Annotated in this window: 1 protein-coding gene; it reads right to left on the bottom strand. The window is 71.7% G+C overall.

Annotated elements, in window-relative coordinates; translation table 11 throughout:
• Positions 1 to 22: 22 nt before the first annotated feature.
• Positions 23 to 16423 carry an SDR family NAD(P)-dependent oxidoreductase gene (locus ABZ552_RS28410; RefSeq protein WP_357440952.1) on the bottom strand — a complete coding sequence of 5467 codons (16401 nt, stop codon included), beginning with the start codon at positions 16421 to 16423 and terminating at the stop codon, positions 23 to 25.
• Positions 16424 to 16434: the final 11 nt, after the last annotated feature.

Raw genomic sequence — 16434 nt, 5'->3', positions numbered from 1 at the left:
TGGGGCTCCTGATCGTGCGCGTTCAGCTGAGGTTGTCGATGAACTCGAAGAGTTCGTGATCGTCCGCGGTGTCGAGGTGGTCGGCGTCGCCGCCCGGATCGACGGCACCGGCGTCCCTGCCTTCGAGCTCACGCAGCAGGGCGGACAAGGTGGTCGCCAGCGACGACCGGTCGGCGGCCGACAGATCGGCGGAGGCGACGCTGCGGCCCAGCGCTTCGACGTCGGCGGCGATCCGTTTCGCGGGGTCCTCGATCGGAGCGATCTCCTGACGCAGGTAGCCGGCCAGTTCCCGCGGAGTCGGGTAGTCGAACATCGCTGTCGCGGGCACCGGGACGCCGGCGGCCGATTTCAACCGGTTGCGGAATTCCATGACACCGAGTGAGTCGAATCCGATATCGGTGAAAGGTTTGTCGGCGGGGATCGACTCGATGTCGCTTCCGAGCACGGCCGCGGCCTCGCCGCGAACCAGATCGAGGACGACGCGATCCTGCTCGGCGGTCGGCAGGCCCGCCAGGCGGTGCACCGGTTCCGGCGATGCGCTCCCCCTGGTCTCGGCTCGGCGCGGGGTGGGTCCCAGCAGGTCGCGCATGATCGGACGCGGGTCGTGATCGGCGATCTCCGTGAGCACGACCCGGGCCGCGACGAACGCCGCTCTACCGTCGGCCAGTGCGGCGTCGAACAGAGCCATCCCCTCTTCCTCGCCCAGCGGCGGGAAACCCTCCCGCCGCAACCGGGCGAAGTCGGCGTCGCCGAGCGCTCGCGTCATGCCGGTGTCCGCCTGCCACGGGCCCCAGGCGATCGAGGTCGCTGGTAGGCCGTGCACGTGCCGGTGCTGCGCCAGGGCGTCGAGGAACATATTCGCCGCCGCGTAATTCGCCTGTCCGGCATTGCCGATCACACCCGCGATCGACGAATACAACACGAACATCGACAGATCCATGTCCCGCGTCGCCGAATGCAGATTCCACGCCGCGTCCACCTTCGGCCGCAACACCTCCGCGATCCGCTCCGCCGTCAGGTTCTCCAGGAGCGCGTCGGCCAGCACCCCGGCGGCGTGCACGACGCCGGTCAACGGATGCTCCGGCGGGATCGCCGCCAGTACCGCGTCCAGCGACTCCCTGTCCGCCGCATCACAAGCGACCACGTCCACGTGGGCGCCGAGGGCGACGAACTCGTCGCGCAACTCCGCGGCACCGGGTGTGTCCGGGCCGCGTCTGCTGGCCAGCACCAGCCTGCGCACCCCGTACTCGGAGACCAGGTGCCGCGCCGCCAACGCACCCAAACCACCGGTACCACCGGTGATCAACACCGTGCCCTCCGGCCGCAACGGCCTCGGCACGGTGAGCACGTTCTTGCCGATATGCCGAGCCTGACTCATGAAGCGCAACGCCTCAGGGAGATCCCGCATGTCCCAGGCGGTCAGTGGAGACGCGGTGAGCACACCCGCCTCGAAGAGGTCGACTATGCGGGTCAAGATTTCGTGGAGCCGGTCGGGGTCCACGTCCATGAGCATGAAACCGCTGTAGGTGACCCCGGGGTATGCGGCGGCTACCTGGGCGGGGTCGCGCCGATCCAGCATCCCCATCTCGACGAACCGGCCACCAGGCCCCAGCAGCCGCAACGACGCGTCAACGAACTCCCCCGCCAACGAATCCAGCACCACATCCACACCACCGGTCAGCGCACCGAACTTCCCCTCGAACTCCAACGACCGCGAATCACCGATTTCCTCATCACCAAAACCCAAACCCCGCAACACACCCCACTTCGACCGGCTCGCCGTCACCAACAACCGCGCACCCAACCAACGCCCCACCTGCACCGCCGCCAACCCCACACCACCCGTCGCCGCATGCACCAACACCGTCTCCCCGGCACGTACCCCGGCCACATCGACCAACCCGTAGAACGCCGTCGCGAACACCGCAGGCACCGCCGCCGCCTCCGCGAACGACCACCCCGCGGGAATCGGCACCACCGACCGGGAATCAACCACCACCAACGACCCCACACCCGTCAAGAACCCGAAAACACGATCACCGGGCGCGAGTTCGGTCACTTCCGAACCCACCTCGACCACCACACCCGCACCCTCGACGCCCAGCACGGCGTCCGGGTCGGGGTAGGTGCCGAGCGCGACGAGCACGTCCCGGAAGTTCAGGCCGACCGCCATCGTGCGCACCCGCACCTGCCCCGGAGCCAGTGGCGCCCAGGCGGCCGGAAGTTCACGCAGCTCGAAGTTGTCCGCGCTGAGCGTGCCTTTCCCGATCGGCGCCAGTCCCCATTCGCGGTGGTCGGCGGACCCGGCGGCGCGCAGTAGCTCCGCGCCGCGCAGGCCCGTGTGCCCGGCACGGTGCAGTCGCGGTGCGTGCGGGACGCCGCCGCGGACGGCGAGTTGCGGTTCGACCTCCAGCGTCAGCGCCGATACGACGCTGCGCCGCAGGTGATCCCACTCGTCGACGTCGACGAGGACGAGCCGGTCCGGGTGTTCGCTCTGGGCGGTGCGCAACAACCCCCACGCCGCGGCCGCCGCCGGATCCACGGGCTCTCCGGTGTGGATCGCCACCGCCCGCCGGGTCACCACGACAACACGGCCGTCCCGTTCCAGCAACTCCCGCACGCGCGTAGCCGTCGCGGTCACCACCGCGCGCACGGTCACGGGCACCGCCACCCCGTCGACGGCGGTTTCGACCCGGGCCACCGTCACGTCCCGGCCCGCGACGTGCACGGTTTCGAGGTCACCGGCGACGTCCCAGATCCCGGTGGCGCTCGCTTCGACTGCGGGCAGCGCCGTCCAGTCGAGTCCGTAGCCGACCGTGCGGTGCCGCGCCGAGGCGAACGCGCCGGTCGCGAGACTGCGCAGGCTCAACGCCCCGATCTCGGCCACCGGCCGTCCCGAAGTGTCGGTGAGGGTCACCGCGATCCGGGTTTCTCCCGCCGCCGCGCCGGACACGGCGGCATGGACCCGCACCGTGGTGGCTCCGGCCGCATGCACTCCGATGTCTTCCCAGGAGAACGGCACAGTCACCGCACCGGCCACCGGCTCGGGCGCCAGCCCCCCGACCAGGACGGAGTGCAGCGCCGCGTCCAGCAGCGCCGGATGCAGGCCGTACCCGCCGGCCTGGGCGCGAGCGGACTCGGGCAGGACGACCTCGGCGAAGACTTCGCCGTCGCCGCGCCACAGCGCGGTCAGCCCCCGGAAGGCCGGGCCGTACTCGTAGCCGAGTTCCTCCAGATCCGCGTAGGCGCTCGTCAGTTCCCGTGCGGTCGCACCGGCCGGCGGCCAGCTCGCCGCCGTCGGGGCCGACGGGCCATCCGCCCGCGCGGTCACCGTCGCAGTCACGTGACGCACCCATGGAGCGTCGGCATCGGGCTCCTGGCGGTCACGCGACCGCGAATACACCGTGACCGCCCGTGCACCGGATTCCTCCGTCCCGCCGGCGACCACCCGCAGCTCGACCGCACCCGTCGCGGGCACCGGCAGGGGCGCTTCGATCACCAGCTCCGACACCGCTGGACAGGCCAGAACCGTACCGGCGTGCAGGACGAGTTCGACGAAAGCGGCGCCCGGGAACACGACCGCCCCGCCGACCGCGTGATCGGCCAGCCACGGATGATCCGCTGTGGACAATCGCCCGGTGAACACCACATCCGGCGAATCCGGCAACCGCACCAGGGCGCCCAGCAATGGATGACCCGCGTCGTCCAGACCCGAGTGCGCGACGTCCGCCACCCGGACCGACGGCAACCAGTACCGCCGACGCTCGAACGCGTACGTGGGCAACGCTACCCGCGCGCTCGCACGGCCCGCGAACAACGGCGTCCAGTCCACCGGCACACCTCCGGCGGCGGACTGCGCCAGCGCGGTCACGAACCGATCCGGCTCGTCGGTCGAGCGCCGAGCGGCCGCGACCACGATCGACTCCCCTTCGGCCGCGGGCATTTCGGCCAGACACTGCCGGACCATCGCCGCCAGCACGGCATCCGGGCCGACCTCCAGGAATCGCCGGACGCCGTCGTCGATCAGGGTCGCGATACCGGGCGCGAACCGGACACACCCGCGTACCTGGGCCACCCAGTAGTCCGGGTCGGTCACTTCGGCGTCGACCAGAGCGCCCGACACATTCGACACGATCGGGACGGACGGCCGGTGGTAGGTCAAACCTTCTGCCACGCCGCGGAATTCGCCGAGCATCGGATCCATCGCCGCCGAATGGAACGCATGGCTCACCCGCAGCCGCGAGGTCCGCACATTCGCCGTGGCCAGCCGACCGGCGATCGCGTCGATCGCGGGGGCCGCGCCGGAGAACACCACCGACTCCGGCCCGTTCACCGCGGCGATCGAAACCCGGTCCGCGAACTCGCCGAGCACGTCGACCGCCCGGTCCTCGGGCATCGCCGCGGCCAGCATCGCGCCGTCGCCGGGCAGTGCGCCCATCAACCGCCCGCGCGCCACCACCAGCGCGCACGCATCCGGCAGCGACCACACTCCGGCGAGGTAGGCGGCGGTCAGTTCGCCGATCGAATGTCCGATGAGCACATCCGGAACGACGCCGAACGATTCCAGCAGCCGGAACAGCGCCACCTCGAACGCGAACAACGCGGGCTGGGTGAACTCGGTCCGATCCAGCAGCCCGCCGCCGTCCGGGTCGAAGACCAGCTCCCGCAGCGACCGGCCGAGCAGCGGGTCGATGTGGGCGCACAGTTCGTCGAAGGCCGTGGCGAACACACCGAACGCCGCGTACAGACCGGCGCCCATCCCGGCGCGCTGCGCGCCCTGACCGGTGAACAGGAACGCGGTGCGGCCGGTCGTGTTCGCCTTCGCCGCGATCGCGCCCGGGGCACCGGCGGCCAATTCCGCCAGCCCCGAGAGCAATTCGTCCCGGTCATGTCCGACGACGACGCCACGCCACGGCAGCTGTGCGCGGGAGGTGATCAGCGCATGGGCGGTATCCCAAGGGGCGGCGTCGGGATGGTGGATCGACCACTGCCGTAGCCGCTCGGCCTGCGCCCGCAGACCTGACTCGGAGCCGGCCGACACCAGCCAGGGCACGACCGTCTCGAGGCGCGGCCCGGGCGCGGGCACGACCGGCGCCGGCGCGGGCGCCTCCTCCAGGATGGCGTGGGCGTTGGTGCCGCTGACACCGAACGACGAGACGCCGGCGCGACTCACCCGGTCACCGGCGGGCCAGGGCTCCGGCTCGGTCAGCAACCGCACGTCGCCCGCCGACCAGTCCACGTGCGGGCTCGGCTCGTCCGCGTGCAGTGTCTTCGGCAGGGTTTCGTGCCGCAGCGCCTGCACCATCTTGATCACGCCACCGACACCCGCGGCGGCGATGGTGTGGCCGAGATTGGATTTGACCGACCCGATGAACAGCGGGCGACCGGCGCGGTCGCGCCCGTAGGCATTGATCAGGGCCGTGGCCTCGATCGGATCGCCCAGCGTCGTACCGGTGCCGTGCGCCTCCACCGCGTCCACGTCCGCGGGTGTGAGCCCCGCGTCGGCCAGCGCCGCCGCGATCACCCGCTCCTGGGACGGACCGTTCGGCGCGGTCAAGCCATTGCTCGCGCCGTCCTGGTTGACCGCGCTACCGCGCACGAGAGCGAGAACAGGGTGCCCGAGGCGCTGGGCGTCGGACAGCCGTTCGAGCACGAGCACCCCGACGCCCTCGGCGAAACCGACGCCGTCGGCGGCGGCGGCGAACGATTTGCAGCGTCCGTCGGGCGCCAGGCCGCGCTGACGGGCGAAGTCGACGTAGAGATACGGCTCCGCCGCGACCGTCACACCGCTCGCCAGTGCCAGCGAGGTCTCTCCGTCGCGCAGCGCGCGGGTGGCCTGATGCAGGGCGACCAGCGACGACGAGCACGCGGTGTCCACGGTGACGGCGGGACCCTCGAAACCGAAGACGTAGGCGACCCGGCCGGAGATCACGCTGTGCGTGGTGCCGGTGAGACGGTAGCCCTCCAGGTCTCCGGTGATCCGGTCGCCGTAGCCGGACGAGCACGCTCCGGCGAACACGCCGGTATCGCTGCCGCGCAACGCGGCCGGGTCGATCCCGGCGTCCTCCAGTGCTTCCCAGGTCGCTTCCAGCAGCAGGCGCTGCTGGGGATCCATGGCGGACGCCTCCCGGGGACCGATGCCGAAGAATGCGGCATCGAAATCGCCCGCGTCGGGGAGGAAGCCGCCGCGCCGGGTGTAGGAGGTACCCGGTTTGTCGGGATCCGCGTCGAACAGTCGCGCGAGATCCCAGCCGCGGTCGGCGGGGAAATCGCCGCTGGCGTCCGTGCCCGCGGCCAGCAATTCCCAGAGGCTCTCCGGTGAGGTGACTCCGCCGGGGAAGCGGCAGCTCATGCCCACGATGGCGATCGGTTCGTCGACCGGGCGGCTGCGCGGCGCCTGCTCGGCGGGTTCGGGCGCGTCGCCGGGCATCGCCAGGGAGCGCACCAGCTTCGCCATCGCGGCGGCGGTCGGGTGGTCGAAGACCAGTGTCGACGGCAACTGGAGACCGGTGACTTCGGACAGCCTGTTGCGGAATTCCATGACACCGAGTGAGTCGAATCCGATCTCGCGGAACGGTGTGTCCGCCGGGATCGACTCCGCGCCGGTGTGCCCCAATACCGCCGCGGCTTGGGCGCGGATGAGTTCGAGCACGACGCGGTCCTGCTCGGCAGCCGAGCGACCCGCCAGCCGCGCGGCCAATTCCGGGCGTTGCGCCACGTCATCGGCGACGCGGCGGCGGGACGGACGCGCCAGATCGCGGGTCAGTGCGCGAGGTTTCGTTTCGGCCAAGGCGTCGCGGTCGACGCGGACGGCCACGAACCCGGACGCGCCGCTCGCGAGTGCGCCGTCGAACAGGGCCATCCCCTCTTCCTCGCCCAGCGGCGGGAAACCCTCCCGCCGCAACCGGGCGATGTCGGCGTCACCGAGCGCACCCGTCATGCCGGTGCTGCGACCCCACAGTCCCCAGGCGATCGAGGTCGCGGGCAGACCTTGCACATGCCGGTGCTGGGCCAAGGCGTCGAGGAAGACGTTCGCCGCCGCGTAATTCGCCTGCCCCGCATTGCCGATCACACCCGCGATCGACGAATACAACACGAACATCGACAGATCCATGTCCCGCGTCGCCGAATGCAGATTCCACGCCGCGTCCACCTTCGGCCGCAACACCTCCACGATCCGCTCCGCCGTCAGGTCGGTGAACAGGCCATCCGCCAGCACGCCCGCGGCGTGGACGACGCCGGTCAGGGGATGCTCGGAGGGGATGGCCGCGAGCGTCGCCGCGAGGGCGTCCCGGTCCGCCGCGTCACAGGCGACCACGTCCACGTGCGCATCCGAGGCCACGAGTTCGTCACGCAGTTCGGTCGCACCGGGTGTGTCCGGGCCGCGTCTGCTGGCCAGCACCAACCTGCGCACCCCGTACTCCGAGACCAGGTGCCGCGCCGCCAACGCACCCAAACCACCGGTACCACCGGTGATCAACACCGTGCCCTCCGGCCGCAACGGCCTCGGCACGGTGAGCACGTTCTTGCCGATATGCCGACCCTGACTCATCAGCCGCAACGCCTCCGGCGCCTGCCGCAGATCCCATGCGGTGAGCGGGGACGGCGTCAGGGTTCCGGCCTCGAACAGCTCCACGACCGTGGTCAGGATCTCCCGCAGCCGTTCCGGCGCCACATCCAGCAGGACGAAACTCTCGTACCGCACGCCGGGGTGTTCGGCGGCTACTCGCTCGGGGTCACGCCGATCCAGCAACCCCATCTCGACGAACCGCCCGCCAGGCCCCAGCAACCGCAACGACGCGTCAACGAACTCACCCGCCAACGAATCCAGCACCACATCCACACCACCGGTCAGCGCACCGAACTTCCCCTCGAACTCCAACGACCGCGAATCACCGATTTCCTCATCACCAAAACCCAAACCCCGCAACACACCCCACTTCGACCGGCTCGCCGTCACCAACAACCGCGCACCCAACCAACGCCCCACCTGCACCGCCGCCAACCCCACACCACCCGTCGCCGCATGCACCAACACCCTCTCCCCAGCACGCACCCCCGCCACATCCACCAACCCGAAAAACGCCGTCGCGAACACCGCAGGCACCGCCGCCGCCTCCGCGAACGACCACCCCGCAGGCATCCCCACCACCAACCGCGAATCAACCACCACCAACGACCCCACACCCGTCAAAAACCCGAAAACACGATCACCAGGCGCGAGTTCCGTCACTTCCGAACCCACCTCCACGACCACACCCGCACCCTCCACACCCAACACAGCGTCGGAGTCGGGGTACATCCCCAAGGCGATGAGGGCGTCGCGGAAGTTGAGACCGACCGCCCGCACCGCCACCCGGATCTCGCCGGGGCCGAGTGCCCGCAACGCCTCCGGCGTCTCGACCAACGTCAGGTTGTCGCCGGACAAGGTGCCCTTGCCGTGGTGGGTCAGCGCCCACGCCGGTGCCCGCGTCGCCACACTCGCGTTACCGACATCTCCTGCGGCTCGGTGCAGGCGCGGAACATGCGCAACGCCACGGCGGACGGCGAACTGCGGTTCGGAGGTCGTGGTGATCGCGAGGGCGACGTCGTGCCGGTAACCTGCCCAGTCGTCGACGTCGACGAGGAGGATCCGGTCCGGATGCTCGCGCTGAACGCTGCGCAGCAACCCCCACGCCGCTCCCGCGGACAGATCGACCGGCTCGCCGGGATGCGCCGCCACGGCCCGGCGGGTGACCACGACGATGGTGTCTTCCCCATCCAGCAGTCGCTGAATCCGGGTGGTCAGCGCGGTCACCACATCCCGCGCCGATTCCGGCACAGCGCGGTCGGCGTCCTCGTCGAGCCGGATCACCGTCGCCGCCCGGCCCGCGAGACGCACGGTGTCGCCGTCCTCGCCTTCGCTCCAGACTCCGGTGTCCGCGATCGCGTCCATCTCGGGCAAGGCGACCCACTCCACGCGATAGCCGAGCCCCTCGCCGGGCGGCCGGGACCGTCCGAGTGCCTGGACCGGAATCGGACGCATGGTCAACGCGCCCACCTCGGCCACCGGCAGACCCGATGCATCGGTGAGCGTGACCGCGATCCGCCTGGCTGCGGCGGCGGCGCCGGATACGGTCGCGTGGACCCGCAGCGTGGTCGCTCCGGTCGCGGACAACTTGACGTTCTCCCAGGAGAACGGGACCGCGACCGTCCCTTCCGGCACGTCGGATATGAGTCCGCCCAGCAGGATCGGATGCAGTGCCGCGTCCAGCAGAGCAGGGTGCACCCCGAATCCGGCGACCCCGGCGCGGCCGGGCTCGGGCAGGGTCACTTCGGCGAAGACTTCGCCGTCACCACGCCACAGCGCGGTCAACCCTTGGAACACCGGCCCGTAGTCGTAACCGCGTTCGGCCAGATCCGCGTAGGCACCGGCGATATCCACGGCGGGCACACCGGCCGGTGGCGCGACGGCCACGGCCGGGGCCACGGCGTCCGCTTCGGCGGTGATGGTGGCGGTGACGTGGCGGACCCACTGCGGTGCGCCCGCGCTCTGATCGACCGGACCGCGCTCGGCGCGAGACGCCCCGTCCGACCGCGAATACACCGACACGGAACGTGAGCCCTTCTCGTCCGGGGCACCGGCTACCACCCGTAGTTCGACGGCTCCTGTCGACGGCACCACCAAGGGCGCCTCGAGCACCAGTTCGGACAGCAGCGTGCACTCGACCACCGCGCCGACATGAAGGACGAGTTCCACGAAGGCGGTTCCGGGCAGCACGGCCACGCCCGCGACCGCGTGATCGGACAGCCACGGATACGCCGAACGCGACAGCCTGCCGGTGAACACCGCCTCGTCGCCGTCCGGCAGACGCACCATCGCCGCAAGCATGGGATGCGCCGCCTCGTCCAGGCCCGAGTGCCGGATATCCGGCGCACGGCCCGGTATCAGCCAGTGCCGCCGGTGCTCGAACGCGTACCTCGGCAGGTCCACCCGGGTGGCGACGGGAGCCAATGCCCGCGCCGCGACGTCGACACCAGCGCAGTGGGCGCGCGCCAGCGCGAGCGACAGCTGCTGCGGCCCACCCTGATCGCGTTTCAAGGTGCCCAGGACGGCCACCCGGCCGGACGCGCCCACGGCGTCCGCCGTCAACTCGATCCCGACCGTGAGGACCGGGTGCGGGCTGACCTCGATGAAAGCGTTCACACCCGCTCGCCGCAGCGCGTCGACCGACTCGGCGAACCGGACGGGCTCACGCAGGCCGCGATACCAGTAGGCGGCGTCCAGCAGCGCGGTATCGACATAGTGCGCGGTCACCGTCGAGAAGAACGGCACCGAACCGGATCGCGGCGCGACCGCGGCCAGCTCCGCCAGTACCCGATCGCGGATGGCCTCCACCGCGGCCGAATGCGACGCGTAGTCCACCGGAATCCGTTTCGCCCACACGCCGTCGGCCGCGCAGGCCGCGAGGAATTCGTCCATGGCCGAGGTCTCCCCCGAGACCACGGTTTGCGCCGGACCGTTCACCGCCGCCACGGACAAACGGTTCCCGAACCCGGTCAACCGGTTCGTGACCGCGTCCACCGCCAGACCGACCGACGCCATGCCACCGGCTCCCGCCAGTTCTTCGGCCACGATCCGGGACCGCACGGCGACCACGCGCGCACCGTCGGCGAGCGAAAGACCGCCCGCGACCACGGCCGCCGCGATCTCACCCTGCGAATGTCCCACGACCGCGGCGGGCTCCACCCCGCTCGCCCGCCACACTCGCGCCAGCGACACCAGCACCGCGAAGAGCGCGGGCTGCACCACGTCCACCCGGTCCAAGGACGCCGCGCCCGGTTCTCCGCGCAGCACCGCGGTCAGCGACCAGTCCACGAACGGCGCCAGCGCCGCCTCGCATTCCGCGATCGACGCCGCGAAAACCTCGTGTGTGGCGAGCAGTTCGGCGCCCATCGCGGGCCACTGACTGCCTTGACCTGGGAATACGAACGCCACCCTGCGTGCCGCGGCCCGGCCCGTGACCACGGCGTCGTCGGCGCTCGCGGATCCGGCCAGACCAGCGAGCCCGGAGCGCAGATCGTCGAGGTCGCGCCCGACGATCGCGGCGCGGAATTCCAGCTGCGCGCGGTGCCGCAGTAGGGTGTGTGCCACATCGTCGGCGTGCAGGTCGTCTCGCGCCGTCAACCATTCGGTGAGCCGAACGGCCTGCGCGCGCAGCGCTTCCTGGGTGCGCGCCGACACGGTCCACGTCCGGACGCTCCGATCACCGGAATCGTCCGCGGCACCCGTGGTTGCGGCCGGAAGCATCGACGGCGGCGCCTCCTCCAGGATGAGGTGCGCGTTGGTCCCGCTCATCCCGAACGACGACACCCCGGCACGACGCACCCGGTCGCCGGCCGGCCAGGGCTCCGCCTCGCTCAGCAGCCGCACGGAACCCGCCGACCAGTCCACATGCGGGCTCGGCGCATCGAGATGCACAGTCTTCGGCAGTGTTTCGTGCCGTAACGCCTGCACCATCTTGATGACACCACCGACACCCGCGGCCGCGACGGCATGACCGATATTCGATTTCACCGATCCGATGCGCAGCGGTCGCGCCCGCTCGGCGCCGTAGGCCGCGATGAGCGCCTGCGCCTCGATCGGATCGCCCAGCGCGGTGCCGGTTCCGTGCGCCTCCACCGCGTCCACCTCGGTGGGCGTCAGTCCCGCGTCGGCCAGCGCCGCCGCGATCACCCGCTCCTGCGACGGACCGTTCGGCGCGGTCAGGCCATTGCTCGCGCCGTCCTGGTTGATCGCGCTGCCGCGCACGACCGCCAGGACCCGGTGCCCGAGGCGACGGGCGTCGGCGAGGCGCTCGACGACCAGCACGCCGACCCCCTCCGACCAGGTCACGCCGTCGGCCGCGGCGGAGAACGGCTTGCACCGCGCGTCCGCCGCCAACCCCCGCTGGCGCGCGAAGTCGACGAACAGCGCCGGACTCGCCGAGATGCTCACGCCACCGGCCAGCGCGAGGGAGGTCTCCCCCTGGCGCAGCGCCTGACACGCCAGATGCAGCGCGACCAGGGACGAGGAGCACGCGGTGTCGACCGTGACGGCGGGGCCTTCCAGGCCGAAGAGGTAGGCCACGCGGCCGGAGATCACGCTGTGCGAGGTCCCGGTCAGCCGGAAGCCTTCGTACTCCCCGGTCACGCCCTCCGCGTAGCCCGAGGCGCAGGCGCCGACGTACACGCCGGTGTCCGTACCGCGGAGCGCGGCGGGATCGAGGCCCGCGTCCTCCAGGGCTTCCCAGGCGACCTCCAGCATCAGCCGCTGCTGCGGATCCATCGCCGCCGCCTCGCGCGGCCCGATCCCGAAGAACCCGGCGTCGAATTCCGCGGCGTCGGGGAGGAAGCCGCCTTCCCGGATGTAGACCGTGCCCGGCTGGTCCGGATCGGGGTGGAACAGCCGCTCCAGGTCCCAGCCACGGTCCTCGGGGAACGGCGTGATCGCGTCGGTTCCGGAAGCGACGAGACGCCACAGGTCCTCGGCCGATCCGACACCGCCGGGGAAGCGGCAGCCGATCCCGACGATGGCGATCGGCTCGTCGGATCGGCCGCGGCGCACCGCGCGCGGCGCGGCGGGGTCCACGCCTTCGAGGCGCGCGCGCACCAGCCGCGCCACCGCGGTGGGCGTCGGGTGGTCGAACATCAGCGTCGCGGGCAGCGTCAGCCCGGTGGCGGCGGCCAGCCGGTCGCGCAACTGGACGCCGCTCAGCGAGTCGAATCCGAAGGCCGTGAAGGGCAGGTCGGCGGGAACGGCCTCGGGCGACTCGTAGCCGAGTATCGCGGCGGTCTGCTCGGCGACGACCCGCCACACCAGCGCGTCTCGTTCCGGCTCCGGCACGGCGAACAGCCGCGGCGCCAGCGGGCCTTCCACGGCGGCACGCCTCCTGCGCACCGGAGCGGGCGCGGACGCCGTGGACTCCGCCACCCGCTCGACCATACGCATTCCCAGCGAGCTGACCGTGAGCACCGGGTCGCCGTCCTCGGACACGGCCGTCACTCGCAGGGTGTCCGCACCGATCAGTTCGACCCGCACCCGGGCCGCGGCGGCCCCGGCGCGATACAGCCGAGCGCCCCTGGCGGACAGTGGCATCGGCGTCCGAGGGGCTGCGTCGTCGGCGAGCAGATCCGTCGCGGCGTGCGTCATGGCGTCGAGCAGCGCGGGATGGACGCCGAACCGGCCCGGATCGCCCACCGACTCATCCAGCGACACCTCGGCGAACACCTCGCGACCGCGCCGCCAGGACGCCGTGACTCCCTGGAACGCCACGCCGTAGCCGAGCCCACGGCCGGCCAGCCGGTCGTACAGTTCTTCGGCGGCCACGCGCTCGGCCCCGGCGGGCGGCCATTCGATGCCCGGCCGGGCGGAGGTCTCGTCGCGGTCGACGGCCAGCACGCCCTGCGCGCACCGAGACCAGTCCGCAGCGGCGTCGGCGGTGGCGGGCCGGGCGTGGACGGTGAACGTCCGCCGCCCGCTCTCGTCGGCCGCCGCGACGCGCACCTGGATCGCCCACGGCAGGTTCGCCGGGAGCGGCGCCTCGATCCGGAGGTCCTCGATCTCCGGAGCGCCCACCCGAGCGCCCACGCTCCACGCGGTCTCGAGCCACACCGCCGCGGGCACGGCGGGAGCCCCGAAGACGAGGTGATCCGCCAGCCAGCGCTGGTCGTCCGGGGCCAGGAGCCCGGTGAACAGCCATTCGTCGCGCTCGGCCACCGGCACCGCCGCGCTCAGTACCGGATGGTCCGGCGCGAGCAGCCCGGCGCGGCGCAGATCCGCGGCGCCCGCGCCGACCTGCGGTGTCCAGCACCGGCTGCGCTGGAACGCGTAGACCGGAAGGTCGACCCGCGCAGCGGGGGGAGCCAATTCCGCCACCACCGCGTCGATACCCGCGCAGTAGGCCCGGGCCGACGCCACGGCGAACTCGTCGGGTCCCCCGTGGCCACGACGCAATGTGCCGCACACCGCCACCCGGTCGGCCGCGCCCAGCGCCTCGGCCACCAGTTCGATCGCCGAGGCGACCACCGGATGCGGGCTCGTCTCCACGAACGCGGTCAACTCCGCACGCAGCAACGCCTCGATCGACTCGGCGAAGCGCACCTGCTCGCGCAACCCGCGATACCAGTACGCCGCGTCCAGTCCGGCGGTGTCCACGAACTCGGCCGTCACCGTCGAGAAGAACGGAACAGCACCGGTTTTGGGCTGGATCGAGGCCAGGTCGGCAAGCACCCGGTCGCGAATGCGTTCCACCGCCGCCGAATGCGACGCGTAGTCCACCGGGATACGTTTCGCCCAGACCCCTTCGGCCGTGCAATCGGCGAGGAACTGCTCGATCGCGTCGGCCGCACCGGACACCACGGTCTGGCCGGGAGCGTTCACCGCCGCCACCGACAACCGGCCGCCGAAGGCCGCCAGCCGGTCCGCGACCGCCTCGCCCGGCAGACCGACCGACGCCATGCCGCCCGAGCCCGCCAGCAGTTCCGCCACCGCGCGCGAACGCAAGGCCACCACGCGCGCCCCGTCTTCCAGCGACAAGCCACCGGCCACCACCGCCGCCGCGATCTCGCCCTGCGAATGCCCCACCACGGCGGACGGTCGCACACCGGCGGCCTGCCACCGCCGTGCCAGCGATACCAGCATCGCGAACAGGACGGGCTGCACCACGTCGACGCGATCCAGCGAGGCCGCTCCCGGCGTCCCGCGCAGCACCTCGGTCAGCGACCAGTCCACGAACGGCGCGAGCGCCGCCTCGCATTCCGCGATCGACGCCGCGAAGACCTCGTCGGACGCCAGCAGTCCGGCGCCCATGCCCACCCACTGGCTGCCCTGACCCGGGAACACGAACACCACCCGGCGCGACGCGGCACGGCCGGACACCACCGCGGGATCGCCGACGCCCGGATCGGGCGCCCGCTCGGCCAGGGCGGCGAGCCCGGCACTCATCCGCTCGGCGCCGGACCCCACCACGGCTGCCCGCCACTCCAGCGGCGTCCGGGTGTGGGCGAGCGAGTACGCCACGTCGGCGGTACCGGCTTCCGGGTTCTCCGCCAGCCACTCGCACAGACGAACGGCCTGCTCCCGCAATGCTTCTCGGCTCCGAGCCGACAGCACCCACACCGCGGGCCGGGGCTCGGCGGTCGCCGCCGCGGCCGCCGCCGCGGGCGCCTCCTCGAGGATCACGTGCGCGTTGGTTCCGCCCATCCCGAACGAGGACACACCGGCCCGGCGACGCGCGTCGCTCGTCCACGGCTGCGTGCTGGTCTGCACCCGCAGCCCCAGCTCGTCCAGCGGGATCCGGGGATTGGGGTTGCGGAAGTTCAAGCTGGGCGCCAGCTGCCCGTGCCGCAGGCACAGTGCGGTCTTGATCAACCCCGCGATTCCCGCGGCGCCTTCGAGATGCCCGATATTGGTCTTGACCGAACCCACGGCCAGCGGCTGACCCGCCGGACGCCCCGCGCCGTAGATTTCACCGAGCGCCGCCGCCTCCACCGGGTCGCCCGCCGGCGTACCCGTGCCGTGCAGCTCCACATACTGCACCGAGGGCCCGTCGACCCCGGCCGCCGTCAGGGCGGCCCGGATGACGGCGGCCTGGGCAGCGGCGCTGGGGGCGCTCAGCACCTGCCGTTCGTTGCCGTTGTTGACGGCGCTGCCACGGATCACGGCGTAGATCCGGTGTCCCGCGGCGATCGCTCGCTCCACCGGCTCGAGCACGATCATGCCGCCGCCCTCGCCGCGGACCGTACCGTCGGCCCGGTCGTCGAAGGTGTGGCATCGCCCCGTCGCCGAATGCGCGCCGAACTGTTCGTATCGTTCGCCGCTCAACGGGGACAGGATGAGATTCAGCCCGCCCGCCACGGCCACGTCGCACTCGCCGTCGCGGATCGCCGCGCAGGCCAGGTGCACCGCGACCAAGGAGGAGGACTGTCCGCTGTCGACGACCATGCTCGGCCCGGTGAACCCGTAGTAGTTCGAGATCCGGTTGGCGGTGACTCCTCGCCCGACGGCCCACAGCGAGTGCCTGCCGATGCCGGGTATGCCCTGGGTCGCCACGATTTCGGCGAAATCGGTGCCGGTGCAACCCAGGAACACGCCCGCCCGCGAGCCCGTCCCGGGACCGAGACCGGCGTCCTCCCACGCCTCCCAGCTGAGTTCGAGCCCGAGCAGCTGATGCGGGTCGAGAACGTTCGCCTCGTTCGGCGGGACACCGAAGAATCCGGCGTCGTATTCCGTAGCCGAGTCGAGGAATCCCGCGGTCTCCTCGACACCGGGCCGGTCGGCGGGCGCGGGCCCGACGGCATCGCGGCCCTCGCGCAGCAATCGCCAGAACTTCTCCAGGTCGGAGGCGCCCGGCATCCGGCACGACATTCCGACGATAGCGATGTCACTCGCTGCTTCGACCATGGGATTTCCTC

The sequence above is a fragment of the Nocardia sp. NPDC019219 genome (assembly GCF_040632645.1).
Classification (GTDB): domain Bacteria; phylum Actinomycetota; class Actinomycetes; order Mycobacteriales; family Mycobacteriaceae; genus Nocardia; species Nocardia sputorum.
Note: the sequence above shows the minus strand (reverse complement) of the source record. Positions and strands in the feature narration are given on the sequence as shown.

Coding starts and splice junctions, on each gene's coding strand:
- ABZ552_RS28410 (WP_357440952.1), bottom strand. CDS start 16,423: ATGGTCGAAGCAGCGAGTGACATCGCTATCGTCGGAATGTCGTGCCGG.